A 12306-nucleotide genomic window follows, 5' to 3' on the forward strand; every position below is an offset into this window, starting at 1 on the left:
GGCTACCGGGCCGCTACTTCACGCCCGCGTAGGAGTGCAGGCTGTTCACAAAGATGTTCACCCCGTAGTAGTTGAAGAGGAAGCAGGCGAAGGCGACAAGACCGATGTACGCGGCCTTGCGGCCCTTCCAGCCCGCCGTCGCGCGGGCGTGCAGATACGCGGCGTAGGCGACCCAGGTGATGAAGGACCAGACCTCCTTGGCGTCCCAGCCCCAGTAGCGGCCCCAGGCGTCACCGGCCCAGATCGCACCGGCGATGATCGTGAAGGTCCACAGCGGGAAGACCGCGGCGTTGATGCGGTACGAGAACTTGTCCAGGCTCGCCGCGGCGGGCAGCCGCTCCAGCACGGAGCGGGCGAAGGGGCCCGGGTTGCCCCCGCGGGCGAGCTTGTTCTCGTACGAGTCACGGAACAGGTAGAGCAGCGTGCCGACCGCACCGAGGTAGAAGACCGCGCCGCAGAAGATCGCGGTGGAGACATGGATCCACAGCCAGTACGAGTGCAGGGCCGGGACCAGCTGGTCGCTCGCCGTGTACAGCCAGGTGACGGCGACGCCCAGGTCGAGCAGGACCGTGGTGACCAGCGGCAGGCCGATCCAGCGGACGGGCTTCTTCGCGACCAGGAAACCGAGGTACGCGCCGACCGCCACCGTGGAGAACGTGGTGGAGAACTCGTACATGTTGCCCCAGGGGGCGCGCTGCACGGCCACCGCGCGGGTGACGACCGCGGCCGCCTCGATGAGAAAGGCCAGCACGGTCAGCGAGACGGCGATCCGCCCGTACAGATCGCCCTTGACAGTGCCGCCCGCCGCGCCGGGCCCGTCCGGGACGTCCCGGGTGCCGGCCGCCGAGCGAGTGACGATCTTCGGCCTCTCCAGTACGGCGGTGCCCCCGCCCCGCTGCTTCACCTGGACCTTCACCGCGGGAGCCGCGGTAGCCGTCCCGGCGCCGGTCAGCGCGGCGGCCGTGCGGCCGACCTTGCTGCGGCTGCCGAAGACCCATTCCGCGATGTGCGCCAAGAACGCCAGCGTGAAGACGGCCATCGAGGCATAGATCAGCGAATTGCTGAACTGAGCCAGATCTGTGTTGGTAGCGGCGGCGAGAGTCACTTCTCAGCCCCTTCGGCAGGTACGTCTGAGGGATCGGGCGCCGTCGGCGCCTTGGAGTTGAGGGTTGCGGCCAGGTCCGCGAGCTCTTCGGGCAGCTTCGGGGACTCGCTGCGGCCGAGCCCCGCCATTTCGACGACGGTGACGCCGTCCGTGCCCGTCACGGCCCGGACCCAGACCCGGCGGCGCTGAATGAACAGCGAGCCGACGAGGCCGGCGATGGCGCAGATCGCACCGGTCAGAGCCCAGCCGCTGGCGGGCTGCTGCGAGACCTGGAACCCGGCCCACTCCTTCACTTCCTTCTCGAAGGTGATGGAGCCCGCGCCGTCCGGCAGGGTCATCTTCTCGCCGGGCATCAGCCGTGCCTTGAGGATCTGGCCGTGCGCGTCCTTGAACTGGGTCAGCTTGCCGGTGTCGAGCTGGTACACGTTCTGCGGCAGGCCCGCGTCGACGCCCAGGCTGCCGTGGTACCCGGTGATCGCGAGCACCGGGAACTCGAGGCCGGGGAACTGCGAGAACATGTCGCCCTTGCCCGCGCCGCCGAAGGTCGGCACGAAGAACGCCTGGAAACCCAGCTGGTCCTTCTTGCCGTTCTTGTCGCGGTAGCCGTCCATCACCTTGATCGCGCCGGTCGAGGTGACGTTTTTGTCGATCGGCAGCAGTGGCACCGCGCCGTTGAAGACGACGTTGCCCCTGCCGTCCCGGACGGTGACGACAGGCGCGTATCCGTGCGAGAGCAGATAGATCTTGGTGCCGTCGATGACCAGGGGCTTGTTCACCTGGATGACGGACTTCGTATCCGGGCCGCCGCCCTTGGAGTAGGTGACGTCGGCCTCGAAGGTACGCGGGGTGCCGCGCTGCGGGCCGCCCTTTTGGTACGTGCCCGTGAAGGCGTCCAGCCGGAAGCTGAACGGCGCGAGATCGTCCGTGCTGAACAGCGATCCGGACTTGAAGTCGTCGTACTGCGTGAGAGTGTTGGAGAAGCCGTCGCCCTCCACGATCAGCTTGCCGCCCTCGGACTTGAAGAGCTGGCCGGCGGCGAAGGCCACCAGCATCACGATCAGGGCAATGTGGAAGAGGAGGTTGCCGGCTTCACGCAGATAGCCCTTCTCTGCGGCGACCGCGTTACCGACGGTGTGGGCGCGGAAGCGGCGCTTCTTCAGCATCGCGAGCGCTGCCTCGCGCACCTGCTCGGGACCGGTGTCGGTGCGCCAGGTGGTGTACGCGGGCAGCCGGGTCAGGCGGCCGGGGGCGCCCGGCGGGCGGCTGCGCAGCTGGCCGACGAACTGCCAGGAGCGCGGCACGATGCAGCCGATGAGCGAGACGAACAGCAGGATGTAGATCGCCGAGAACCAGACCGAGCTGTAGACGTCGAAGAACTGCAGCTTCTCGAAGACCGGCGTCCAGAACTTGTTGTTGTCCTTGAACGTCTGCACCTTGAGCTCGTCCACGCTGTTCTGCGGAATGAGCGAGCCGGGGATCGCTCCGAGAGAGAGCAGGAACAGCAGGATCAGCGCGACTCGCATGGAGGTCAGCTGCCGCCAGAACCAGCGGGCCCAGCCGATGACCGAGAGGGAGGGACCGCCGAGGAGCTCTTCCTTGGGGGCGGTGGAGAGCTGCGCACCGGCCGCGCCGAGGTCCTGCCCTGTTTCCTTCCCCGTGTCCTGCTTCTCAGCCGCTGTTTCTTGAGCCGCCGTCTCTTGAGCCTCTGCCTTGTGAGCCTCTGCCTCTGTCTTGCTCATCGAACTAGATCCCCACCGTGAAGCCGTTGGACCAGACCTGCATCTCCTGCACGAGGCTGTCCCAGACCCCGGTCAGCATCAGCAGACCGGTCGCGATCATCATGATGCCGCCGATCCGCATCACCCAGGCGTAGTGACGCTTGACCCAGCCGAACGCGCCGAGCGCCTTGCGGAAGGCCACCGCCGCGAGCACGAAGGGCAGTCCGAGACCGATGCAGTACGCGACGGTCAGTATGGCCCCCCGGCCCGCGCTGGCCTGCTCGGCGGCGAGGGCGGTCACGGAGGCGAGCGTCGGTCCGATGCACGGCGTCCAGCCGACGCCGAACAGCGCGCCGAGCAGCGGCGCGCCCACAAGCCCGCTCACCGGCCGCTTGTGGATGCGGAATTCGCGCTGGGTGAGCCAGGGCATCAGTCCCATGAAGAACACGCCCATAAGGATCATCAGGCCCCCGAGAACCTTGCTGAGGATCTCCTTCTGCCCCTGCAGGGTCGAGCCGAAGTAGCCGAAGAGCGCGCCGCCGGAGACGAAGACGGCGGTGAAGCCGACGACGAAGAGGGAGGCTCCCGCGACCATCCGGCCGCGCTTGGCCTCCGCCAGGTCAGTACCGCTGACTCCGGTGACGTACGAGAGATAGCCGGGTACGAGCGGCAGCACACAGGGTGAGAAGAAGGAAACCAGGCCGCCCAGTACGGCGATGGGCAGGGCGAGGATCAGCGCCCCGCCGAAGACCGTCGCGTTCACCGGTATTCACCAACGTCCACAGGATCACTTCTCCGCGATCAACGGATCGATGATCTTGTGGAGTTCTTCGCCGTCGAGCGCCTTCAGCGAGCGGGCCGCGATCTTCCCCTCGCGGTCGAGCACGACCGTGGAGGGAATGGTCTGCGGGTTGAGGCTGCCCTTGGGGAAGCCATTGACGATCAGCTTGCCCATCGGGTCGTACAGGCTGGGATAGCCGACCTTGTAGTCCTTCTCGAAGGCGATCGCCGGGCCCTTGTTGGCATCGCGGGTATTGATCCCGACGAACTCCACGCCCTTGGCCTTGGTCTCCTCGGCGACCTTGGCGAAATGCGGGGCCTCGGCGCGGCAGGGCGGGCACCAGGAGCCCCAGACGTTCATCACGACGACCTTGCCCTTGAGGTCGGCGACGTCAAGCTGCTTGCCTTCGAGGGTCTCGCCGGAGAGCTTGTTGGGGGCCGCGCGCTTCCCCTTCGCGGCGGTGGAGATGCCGCCGGTGTTGGTGACGAAGTTGGTGCCGCCGCCACCGCCGGACTTCCCGCCGCCCCCGCTGCTGCAGGCCGACAGGGTGAGCGCGCCGACGGCGACCAGGCCGGTCAGCAGGGCAGCGCGGGGGGCACGGCTAAGGCTCATGTGAAAAGTTTCGCATGGCCGTTCCGGAGATCTTTCCGCGCCCCCCTGGGTGCCCGTAAGGCCCGATGTCAGTCCCGCTTAAGGAACCCGTTGCCGGGGCTTCCTCGAGGAACCCTTTCTCACACCGCCTTGAGGAAAGTTTTCCAGCCGCCCGCCGGGGACTGGCCGACCTCGAGCGTACGGAGTTTGGCGAGCACCTGCGGATCCTGGACATCAAGCCAGTCACAGAACTGCCGGAAGGAGACGAGCCGTACGTCCTTCTTGCCGGCCATGCCCTTGAGTGCCTCCTCGACGGCGTCCATGTAGATGCCGCCGTTCCACCGCTCGAAGTGGTTGCCTATGAAGAAGGGCGCGCGATTGGACTCGTAGGCGCGGCTGAATCCGGCGAGGTACGCCTCGGTGGCCTGCTTCTTCCAGCGGGGATAACGCTCGGGCATGCCCTGGGTCGAATTCTGCGACTGATTGGCGAGCATGTTGTAGTCCATCGAGAGGACTTCGAAGGAACGCCCGGGGAACGGCACCTGCTGCAGCGGCAGATCCCACAGGCCCTGGCGCTTCTGGGGCCACTCCTGCTGACCGCCGGGCGAACTTGCGTCGTAGCGCCAGCCGAGCTTCCTCGCGGTGGGCAACAGTTTGTCCTGGCCGAGCAGGCAGGGAGTGCGGGCGCCGACGAGTTCCTTGCGGTAGTCGAAGGGCAGCGGATCGATGTCCTGCCAGCCACTGTTCGTACGCCAGTGGGTGACGAACGACACAGCTTGGTCTATCTCGTTCCGCCAGTCCGCGGGCGTCCAGTTGCCCACCGAACCGGAGCCGGCGCAGAAATGCCCGTTGAAGTGCGTGCCCATCTCATGACCGTCGAGCCATGCCTGGCGTATGTACTTCAGCGTCTCCTTGATGTGACCGTCCGTGAGATAACCGATGTCGGACGCGCCGATGCCATTGTTCGGCGGGCGGTAGAGCGTCTTCTTGGACTCGGGAAGCAGGTAGACCCCGGAGAGAAAAAAGGTCATCGTCGCGTTGTGGTTCTTGGCGAGTTCGAGGAAGCGCGGGAAGAGGCCATTACCGACCTCGCCCGCGCCGTCCCAGGAAAAGATCACGAATTGCGGCGGCGTCTGTCCCGGTTCGAGGGGCTCGGGCCGCTCCGGCTGATTGGGCTGCTTTCCCGTGTCGGACGTGGAGCCGTCACCTATGAGCCGGCCCTCACCCTTGGAGGGGGAGGGGCTGCCGCCGTTACCCTTGCCGACACCCCCGTCATGTCCGGTCTGTCCAGCTCTGTTCTGTTCGGGCAGGCCGCAGCCCGCGACTCCGATCGCGGCTGCGGCCCCAAGTCCCGCCCCGAGCAAGCCCCTTCGGCTGATGTCTCGCATATCGTCCCCATCCGCGCTCTCTTGGTCGGGAGAGCCATCCAAACCGCTACCGGCTTAGATGCCGTGCGGAGGACGGGGGTTCCGGGGACTCGCGCCTTCTCCGATGAGGATTCAGGAGGAACCGGCCGGCCGGCTACGCACCGAATGCTTTGGCCTTGCCCTTCACGGGCTTTGCACCCGCGAGAAGATGCGCCGGAACAAGATCGCGCGCGGGCTCGGAGTAGCCGACGGAGACAATCCGGTCGCCCTGATACGTGAACGTGGTCAGCGACGCGAGCGTGCACTGCCGGCGGCGCGGGTCGTGCCACAGCCGACGCCGCTCGACGAAACTCCGCACGATCCAGATCGGCAGCTGGTGGCTGACGCAGACCGCCTCGTGCCCGCGGGCCGCGTCCCGCGCGGCGCCCAGCGCGCCCATCATCCGTACGACCTGATCGACGTACGGCTCCCCCCAGGACGGGCGGAACGGGTTGGTCAGATGCTTCCAGTTGGCCGGCTTGCGCAGCGCGCCGTCGCCCACCCCGAAGGTCTTGCCCTCGAAGACATTGGCCGCCTCGATCAGCCGCTCGTCGGTGTCGAGGGTGAGGCCGTGGCTCTTGGCGACGGGGGCGGCGGTCTCCTGGGCGCGCTCCAGCGGGGAGGCGACGACATGGGTGATGTCACGGTCCGCGAGATGCTCGGCGACCCGGTCGGCCATCTGGCGGCCGAGTTCAGAGAGGTGGTAGCCCGCCCGGCGGCCGTAGAGGACGCCGTCGGGGTTCTCTACCTCGCCGTGCCGCACCAGATGGACGACGGTGATCTCGCTGTCCGGGCTGCCCTCGCCGTTGGCGCTGCTTTCGCTGCTCAGGATGCTCTCGCTCATGCTGTTCTCGCTCATGCCGATGCCTCCGTCGCCTCGGCGGCGGCCCGGGCGGCGGCCGGCAGCGCGGCGGCGATCCGCTCGATCGCCCGCTCGTCGTGGGCCGTGGAGACGAACCAGGACTCGAAGGCGGACGGCGGGAGATAGACGCCCTGGGAGAGCATCGCGTGGAAGAAGGCGGTGAAGCGGAAGGACTGCTGCCGCTTGGCGTCCTCGTAGTTCCTGACGTCGGCGCCGGTGAAGAAGACGGAGAACATGTTGCTCGCCGTCTGCAGCCGGTGGGCCACGCCCTCCTTGCCGAGCGCGTCCTTCACCAGAGCCTGGATCTCGGCCGAGACCGCGTTGACCTTCTCGTACGCGGCGTCGTCGAGCAGCCGCAGCTGCGCGAGCCCGGCGGCGGTGGCGACCGGGTTACCGGACAGGGTCCCCGCCTGGTAGACGGGCCCGCTGGGTGCGAGGTGCGCCATGATGTCCGCGCGGCCGCCGAATGCCGCGGCGGGGAAGCCGCCGCCCATCACCTTGCCGAAGGTCATCAGGTCGGGCGCGACGCCATCGACGCCGTACCAGCCGGCCTTCGACGTACGGAAGCCGGTCATGACCTCGTCAGAGATGTACAGCGCGCCGTTCCTCTCGCAGGCCGACTTGAGCCCCGCGTTGAAGCCCGGCCGCGGCGGCACGACGCCCATGTTGCCCGGCGACGCCTCCGTGATCACACAGGCGATCTCGCCCGGGTGCGCGTGGAAGGCCTCGTGCACCGCTTCCAAATCGTTGTACCGCAGGACGATCGTGTCCCCGGCCTGCGCGCCCGTGACCCCCGGGGTGTCCGGCAGCCCGAGAGTCGCCACTCCCGAGCCGGCCGCGGCGAGCAGCGCGTCGACATGACCGTGGTAGCAGCCGGCGAACTTCACGACCTTGGCCCGGCCGGTGAAGCCGCGGGCGAGCCGGATCGCGGACATCGTCGCTTCCGTACCGCTGGAAACCAGCCGTACCTGCTCGACCGGCTCGATCCGGGCCACGATTTCCTCGGCGAGTGCGACCTCGCCCTCGCCGGGCGTGCCGAAGGAGGTGCCACGGGCGACCGCCGCCTGCACCGCATCGATGACGGCGGGGTGGGAGTGGCCGAGAATCATCGGCCCCCACGAGCAGACGAGGTCGACATACTCGCGGCCGTCCGCGTCGGTGAGGTACGGGCCGGTACCGGACACCATGAAGCGGGGCGTACCGCCCACGGCTCGGAAGGCACGGACGGGGGAGTTCACGCCGCCGGGCGTCACAAGGGACGCGCGGTCGAACAGCTTCTGGGAAACTGGGGCTTCGTATGGATACGCCACTTTGGTCCTGATCTGCGATTCGGATGTACGGGGGGCCGGGACGGAGGATCTCGGCCACCGGTGAGCAGGGAGCGCGGTCTCCTCGTATTACGAAAGGGCGTCACCCCTCTCGCGTCTGCGAAACTGGGGCGACATAGGGAAAGCTCACGGAATCCATGGTGTCAGAGGCCCCGACGTTCTTGCCGAGTGGTGTTTCACAGCACGTTCGTGGGGGAGGTCACTGTCACGATGATCGGGTTGCGCGGCGGGGGCTGCGAGTGGTCGGGTGGAGATATGCATCGCGGTGGCGGACTGGGCGAGGGGACCGACGACCTGGGTCCTGAGCCTGCCCGGCGGGGAAAGCACCGGCGACACGACGCGGACCGGGATGAGCCCACGGGAAGCAGGAGCGGCCGGGTGGGGGTGACCTACAAGTACTTCGGCGCACCTGACGGGGCCACTGCCGCACGTGTACCGATCTCGATGCGCCCGGAGGAGCTGGGCGGCGACGAGCTCGGCATGGGCGGGATGTTCACCAAGATCAAGCCGGAGACCATAGCCGCGATGGTGCTGACCGGCATCCAGGGCATGCCGCTGAACAAGGTGCCGCCGTTGGAGCTGGTGGTGCTCCATCCCGACTATGCGGTCGTCAGGCTTCCGATGACGGTGGTCGACCCGCTGCGCGGGATTGGCGAGGAGTCGGTGGGCGCGGCGGCGTTCATCTGGTCGACGGTCCCGGACCGGGGCGGGCCGCGGGACGCGTTCAACGTCTACCAGCTGCTGCACGAGTGGCAGGACTTCTCGCATCGGTTGCATGAGGCGGGGCATCAGCCGTATTGCCTTGTGTGGCCCTGAGCCTTGCGGGCGGCGACTACGCGGTCGCCGCCCCCCCCTTCTACGGGCCGGATCGCGCTGGGTGCGAGCCGTGTCGTGGCACCGCACATTTTCCTGGGCGTGGCCATCGCGGCCGTCGGGACGGCACTGGTCGCTCTCGTCTTCAGCGGACTCGTTACGCGGGCGGCTGCCAATGCGGGTCCCGGCCGGTCAGGGCCAGTACCCGGTCGAAGTCCGAGACTCCCTCTTCGTCGGGCAGCGGGAACGGCTCGCCGAACACTCCCCCCTTGCGGGCCATCGGCGCCATCTCCGCGAGCGCGGGCCCGATTTCACCGACCACGGCCGGGTCCGGCGTGAACTCCTGCCCGGTTGCGCGGGCCAGGTCCCAGGCGTGCACGGTCAGATCGCCCAGCACCATGTGGCCGACGGTCCTGGCCGGAAGACCCATGGTCCCCGAGGTGCCCTCCTCGGCGCCGGGGGCAGCCCACGCCTTGACGAGTGTGGCGGTCTCGTCGGCGAACCGGGCCCGCCAGTCGCCGGCGTCGTCGGTGTAATGCGGTACGGAGCCGAAGTCGGCGTTCTTCTTCGCCGCCAGCGCCTGGAAGTTGATCACCACCTGGATGAGGTGATCGGTCAGGGCCCGTACGTCGTACTCGCTGCACGGCGTAGGGTCGGCCAGCCGCTCGTCGGTGATGCCACGCACCACCGGAACGGCACGCTGCGCCGCCGATTCGAGCAGGTCCCTGATGGTATTCGTCATGGCTCGACGGTAGGGGCGGCCGACGCCCTGCGTATTGAACAAACGCGACATAGGATCCCCCGCATGGCAGGTCCGCGACGCGACACCAGGGGCATAGTCGAAGCCCGCGAACTCTTCGCGCGGGTGCGTTTCCGCCGCCGCGAGCCCGCCCCGGCGCTGCGTCCGTTTCTCGAGCACTACTGGCTCATCGACTGGGACCTTTCGGAGCCGTACGCCTCGCATGTGGTGCCGCATCCGTCCGTGAACGTGGTCTTCCAGCGCTACGGCGACGAGGCGCCGTGGGGCGAGGTCGCGGGCATCGGCCTGGGGCTGTTCACGCAGAAGCTGGAGGGGCGGGGGCGGGTGTGCGGGGTGCAGTTCCGGCCGGGCGGCTTCCGGCCGTTCGCACCGGAGCGGCCGGTGTCCGACTGGACGGGGCACCGGGTGCCGGTCGCGGACGTCCTGGCGGGCGCGGACCCGGAGACTGTGCGCGGAATCCTCGGACCGGAGAGGGAGCCGGAAAGGGAGCCGGAGAGGGAGGACGCGCGGGTCGCAGCGCTGGACGCCTTTCTGCTGGGGCTCGAGCCGGCGGCGGATCCGCAGGCGGTGCGCGCGATGCAGCTGGTCGACCTGGTGCGTACGGACCGTACGATCCGGCGGGTCACCGAACTGGCGGCGGTGGAAGGGGTCTCGGCGCGTTCGCTGCAGCGGCTCTTCGCGGCGTACGTCGGGGTCGGTCCGAAGTGGGTCATCCTGCGCTACCGCATCCATGAGGCGCTGGAGCGCGCCGAGTCGGGTGAAGCCTCACAGAACCCGAGCGAAAGGACGGGCGCGGGGTTGGGGGCGGGGGCGGGGGCGGGCGAGGGCGCGCTGGGCTGGGCGGCGCTGGCCGCCGAGCTCGGGTACAGCGACCAGGCCCATCTCGTACGGGACTTCACGGCGACGGTGGGCGTGCCCCCGACCGCATATGCCCGCCCGGCTCCCGCGTAGCTGCTGCCAGAAGCCGTCAGTAATGGGCAGTATTGGTCAGTAGCTATCGGTGGCTAATGGTGGCTATCAGTAGCAGTCGGTTACGCCGACCGCGCCCGTGCCGTTGGCTGCCGCGTACCGCAGCACCCGCAGGGGCCCTCGAGCAGCGTGCGCGCGTCGAAGCCGGGGTCGTCGCTCATGGCTGACATCCAGGCGTCGATTCGGTTCGGGCGTGAAGTACGGCTCACGGTCGCCACCGCCGAGCCACCACGCCAGGTCCGCGGCGGAGTTCGGGTTGCTTGGTCCACCCCCCCTCCAGATGCGCGAACCTCCCGGGCAGGGCCGCCACTTCGGCGTCGGAGACGGCGCCGATCGCCCATACACCGGTGAAGCTCATCGTCCGGACCCCCGGTTGGCAGACCTTCGTCCTACAGTGCGTGACATGGAGATCAAAGCACCGGTGGTACGGATCGAGCCATGGTCCGAGGACGACTTCGACCTGCTCCGCGCTGCCAACGCGCCGGAGTTGATGGATCACCTGGGAGGCCCGGAGACGGAAGAACAGCTGATCAAGCGGCACCAGCGGTACGTCGATCTCAGCGCGGACCGGACGGGGAAGGGCCGGATGTACCGCATCGTGCTACCGGCGGGCGGGGAGGCGGTGGGCACGGTCGGCTTCTGGGAGCAGACGTGGGACGGGCAGCAGGTGTACGAGACGGGCTGGGGCGTCCTGCCTGCCTTCCAGGGGCGGGGCATAGCCACGGCGGGCACGGTGGCGGTGGTCGAGGAGGCGAGGGCGGAGCACAAACACCGCTATCTGCACGCGTTTCCGTCCGTCGCCAACGGGCCGTCGAATGCGGTGTGCAGGAAGGTGGGCTTCTCACTGGTGGGCGAGTGCGACTTCGAGTACCCGCCGGGGAAGCTGCTGCGGTCGAATGACTGGCGGCTGGACCTGAAGGAGCGGCCGGAGGTGGAGGAGCCTGCGCCATAGCCCCCGGCGGCCAACCGCCGCAGCCCCGGCAAGCTCAGCCTCCCCGCGGGCGTCGACGCCGTGAAGTGCGCGCTCGACGACTCCGCGACCTTCCCTGCCGCCCTGGACTCCGTGACCTCCGTGTTCCTGTACGCCGAGGCGTCGCAGATCGGCGCGTTCCTCGACGAGGCGGGGGCAGCGGGCGTCGAACACATCGTGCTGCTCTCCTCCAGTTCAGCCTGGCTGGCACACGCCGCCGATGACATGCTGACTGCGTGAACGGACCGGAAATCCACCTCAGCGTCGACCCTGAGCTGCGCCTCTTCGTCCCTCCGGAGCGCCGCCAGGGGCGTACGACCCTGGTCACCGACGGATCGTCGACGCTCGGCCATGTCGTCGAGTCGCTCGGCGTCCCGCTCACCGAGGCGGGCCGGCTGCTCGTCGACGGCCGCCAGGTGGCCGCCTCACACATCCCCCGCGCGGGCGAACACGTCGAGGTGTACGGCGTCGAGCGGCCGCAGCAGGTCCCCGGCGCCCCGCTGCGGTTCCTGCTCGACGTCCACCTCGGGACGCTGGCGCGGCGGCTGCGGCTCCTCGGCGTCGATGCGGCGTACGAGAACGAGGACATCGGCGACCCGGCGCTGGCCACCCTCTCGGCGCGGGAGCGCCGGGTACTGCTCTCCCGGGACCGCGGGCTGCTTCGGCGCCGGGAGATCTGGGCGGGGGCGTACATCTACAGCGACCGGCCCGAGGACCAACTGCGCGACGTACTGGAGCGGTTCACGCCGGCGCTCGAGCCCTGGACCCGCTGCACGGCCTGCAACGGCCGACTGATGGACGCCGACAAGGACTCGGTCCAGGACCAGTTGGAGCAGGGCACGCAGCGCACGTACGACGTGTTCGCGCAGTGCACGGCATGCGAGCGCGTGTACTGGCGGGGCGCGCACCATGCCCGCCTGGAGGCGATCATCGAGGACGCGCTGCGCGAATTCGGGGGCGCGGCAGCGTAGTTATCCTCTCGGGGTTACAGCCCCCGGGTTAC

13 protein-coding genes are annotated in these 12306 nt (G+C 68.6%); 5 read left to right on the forward strand and 8 right to left on the reverse strand.

Annotation, left to right across the window (positions count from 1 at the left end):
• Positions 1 to 13 precede the first annotated feature (13 nt).
• The 7 genes from ccsB to hemL form a co-directional block, all read right to left on the reverse strand.
• Positions 14 to 1105 (reverse strand): c-type cytochrome biogenesis protein CcsB, encoded by a 1092-nt coding sequence (gene ccsB / locus ACWDO5_RS10450; RefSeq protein WP_450529919.1) that lies wholly within the window; start codon positions 1103 to 1105, stop codon positions 14 to 16.
• Entirely contained in the window at positions 1102 to 2844 is a 1743-nt protein-coding gene (gene resB / locus ACWDO5_RS10455) for a cytochrome c biogenesis protein ResB (RefSeq protein ID WP_450529920.1), read from the reverse strand. The genes ccsB and resB overlap by 4 nt, the downstream gene beginning before the upstream one ends.
• A 4-nt stretch (positions 2845 to 2848) precedes the next feature.
• A complete protein-coding gene (locus ACWDO5_RS10460) occupies positions 2849 to 3586 on the reverse strand; it encodes a cytochrome c biogenesis CcdA family protein (RefSeq protein ID WP_450529921.1) in 738 nt (245 codons plus the stop codon).
• A 24-nt stretch (positions 3587 to 3610) separates the two neighbouring features.
• Complete coding sequence (locus ACWDO5_RS10465; protein ID WP_450529922.1) at positions 3611 to 4216, reverse strand: TlpA family protein disulfide reductase; 606 nt, start codon at positions 4214 to 4216, stop codon at positions 3611 to 3613.
• Between the two features lie 119 nt (positions 4217 to 4335).
• Positions 4336 to 5583, reverse strand: a complete 1248-nt coding sequence (locus ACWDO5_RS10470) for a hypothetical protein (protein WP_450529923.1) — start codon at positions 5581 to 5583, stop codon at positions 4336 to 4338.
• Between the two features lie 133 nt (positions 5584 to 5716).
• On the reverse strand, positions 5717 to 6445 hold the full coding sequence (locus tag ACWDO5_RS10475) for a histidine phosphatase family protein (RefSeq protein WP_450529946.1): 729 nt from the start codon (positions 6443 to 6445) through the stop codon (positions 5717 to 5719).
• 11 nt (positions 6446 to 6456) lie between these two features.
• Complete coding sequence (hemL, locus tag ACWDO5_RS10480; protein ID WP_450529924.1) at positions 6457 to 7773, reverse strand: glutamate-1-semialdehyde 2,1-aminomutase; 1317 nt, start codon at positions 7771 to 7773, stop codon at positions 6457 to 6459.
• Positions 7774 to 8046: 273 nt separating this feature from the next.
• Here hemL and ACWDO5_RS10485 point away from each other — a divergent pair, with 273 nt between their 5' ends.
• Complete coding sequence (locus ACWDO5_RS10485; RefSeq protein WP_450529947.1) at positions 8047 to 8607, forward strand: hypothetical protein; 561 nt, start codon at positions 8047 to 8049, stop codon at positions 8605 to 8607.
• A 154-nt stretch (positions 8608 to 8761) separates the two neighbouring features.
• Here ACWDO5_RS10485 and ACWDO5_RS10490 read toward each other — a convergent pair whose 3' ends face one another.
• Entirely contained in the window at positions 8762 to 9346 is a 585-nt protein-coding gene (locus ACWDO5_RS10490) for a TIGR03086 family metal-binding protein (RefSeq protein ID WP_450529925.1), read from the reverse strand.
• Positions 9347 to 9409: 63 nt separating this feature from the next.
• On the opposite strand from ACWDO5_RS10490, the gene ACWDO5_RS10495 reads away from it, so the two are divergent.
• The 4 genes from ACWDO5_RS10495 to ACWDO5_RS10510 all read left to right on the forward strand — a co-directional run bounded on the left by ACWDO5_RS10495 (position 9410) and on the right by ACWDO5_RS10510 (position 12274).
• Positions 9410 to 10315 carry an AraC family transcriptional regulator gene (locus ACWDO5_RS10495; protein ID WP_450529926.1) on the forward strand — a complete coding sequence of 302 codons (906 nt, stop codon included), beginning with the start codon at positions 9410 to 9412 and terminating at the stop codon, positions 10313 to 10315.
• Positions 10316 to 10736: 421 nt separating this feature from the next.
• Positions 10737 to 11285, forward strand: coding sequence for a GNAT family N-acetyltransferase (locus ACWDO5_RS10500; protein WP_450529927.1), 549 nt, complete (start codon positions 10737 to 10739; stop codon positions 11283 to 11285).
• A 60-nt stretch (positions 11286 to 11345) separates the two neighbouring features.
• The gene (locus ACWDO5_RS10505; protein ID WP_450529928.1) at positions 11346 to 11543 is read left to right on the forward strand and encodes a hypothetical protein; all 198 of its coding nucleotides are present in this window, start codon (positions 11346 to 11348) and stop codon (positions 11541 to 11543) included.
• Entirely contained in the window at positions 11540 to 12274 is a 735-nt protein-coding gene (locus ACWDO5_RS10510) for a Mut7-C RNAse domain-containing protein (RefSeq protein ID WP_450529929.1), read from the forward strand. The genes ACWDO5_RS10505 and ACWDO5_RS10510 overlap by 4 nt, the downstream gene beginning before the upstream one ends.
• Positions 12275 to 12306 lie beyond the last annotated feature (32 nt).

This window comes from Streptomyces sp. NPDC000880 (genome assembly GCF_053599675.1).

Coding starts and splice junctions, on each gene's coding strand:
- resB (WP_450529920.1), bottom strand. CDS start 2,844: ATGAGCAAGACAGAGGCAGAGGCTCACAAGGCAGAGGCTCAAGAGACG.
- ACWDO5_RS10465 (WP_450529922.1), bottom strand. CDS start 4,216: ATGAGCCTTAGCCGTGCCCCCCGCGCTGCCCTGCTGACCGGCCTGGTC.
- ACWDO5_RS10470 (WP_450529923.1), bottom strand. CDS start 5,583: ATGCGAGACATCAGCCGAAGGGGCTTGCTCGGGGCGGGACTTGGGGCC.
- ACWDO5_RS10475 (WP_450529946.1), bottom strand. CDS start 6,445: ATGAGCGAGAGCATCCTGAGCAGCGAAAGCAGCGCCAACGGCGAGGGC.
- ACWDO5_RS10485 (WP_450529947.1), top strand. CDS start 8,047: ATGCATCGCGGTGGCGGACTGGGCGAGGGGACCGACGACCTGGGTCCT.
- ACWDO5_RS10490 (WP_450529925.1), bottom strand. CDS start 9,346: ATGACGAATACCATCAGGGACCTGCTCGAATCGGCGGCGCAGCGTGCC.
- ACWDO5_RS10495 (WP_450529926.1), top strand. CDS start 9,410: ATGGCAGGTCCGCGACGCGACACCAGGGGCATAGTCGAAGCCCGCGAA.
- ACWDO5_RS10500 (WP_450529927.1), top strand. CDS start 10,737: ATGGAGATCAAAGCACCGGTGGTACGGATCGAGCCATGGTCCGAGGAC.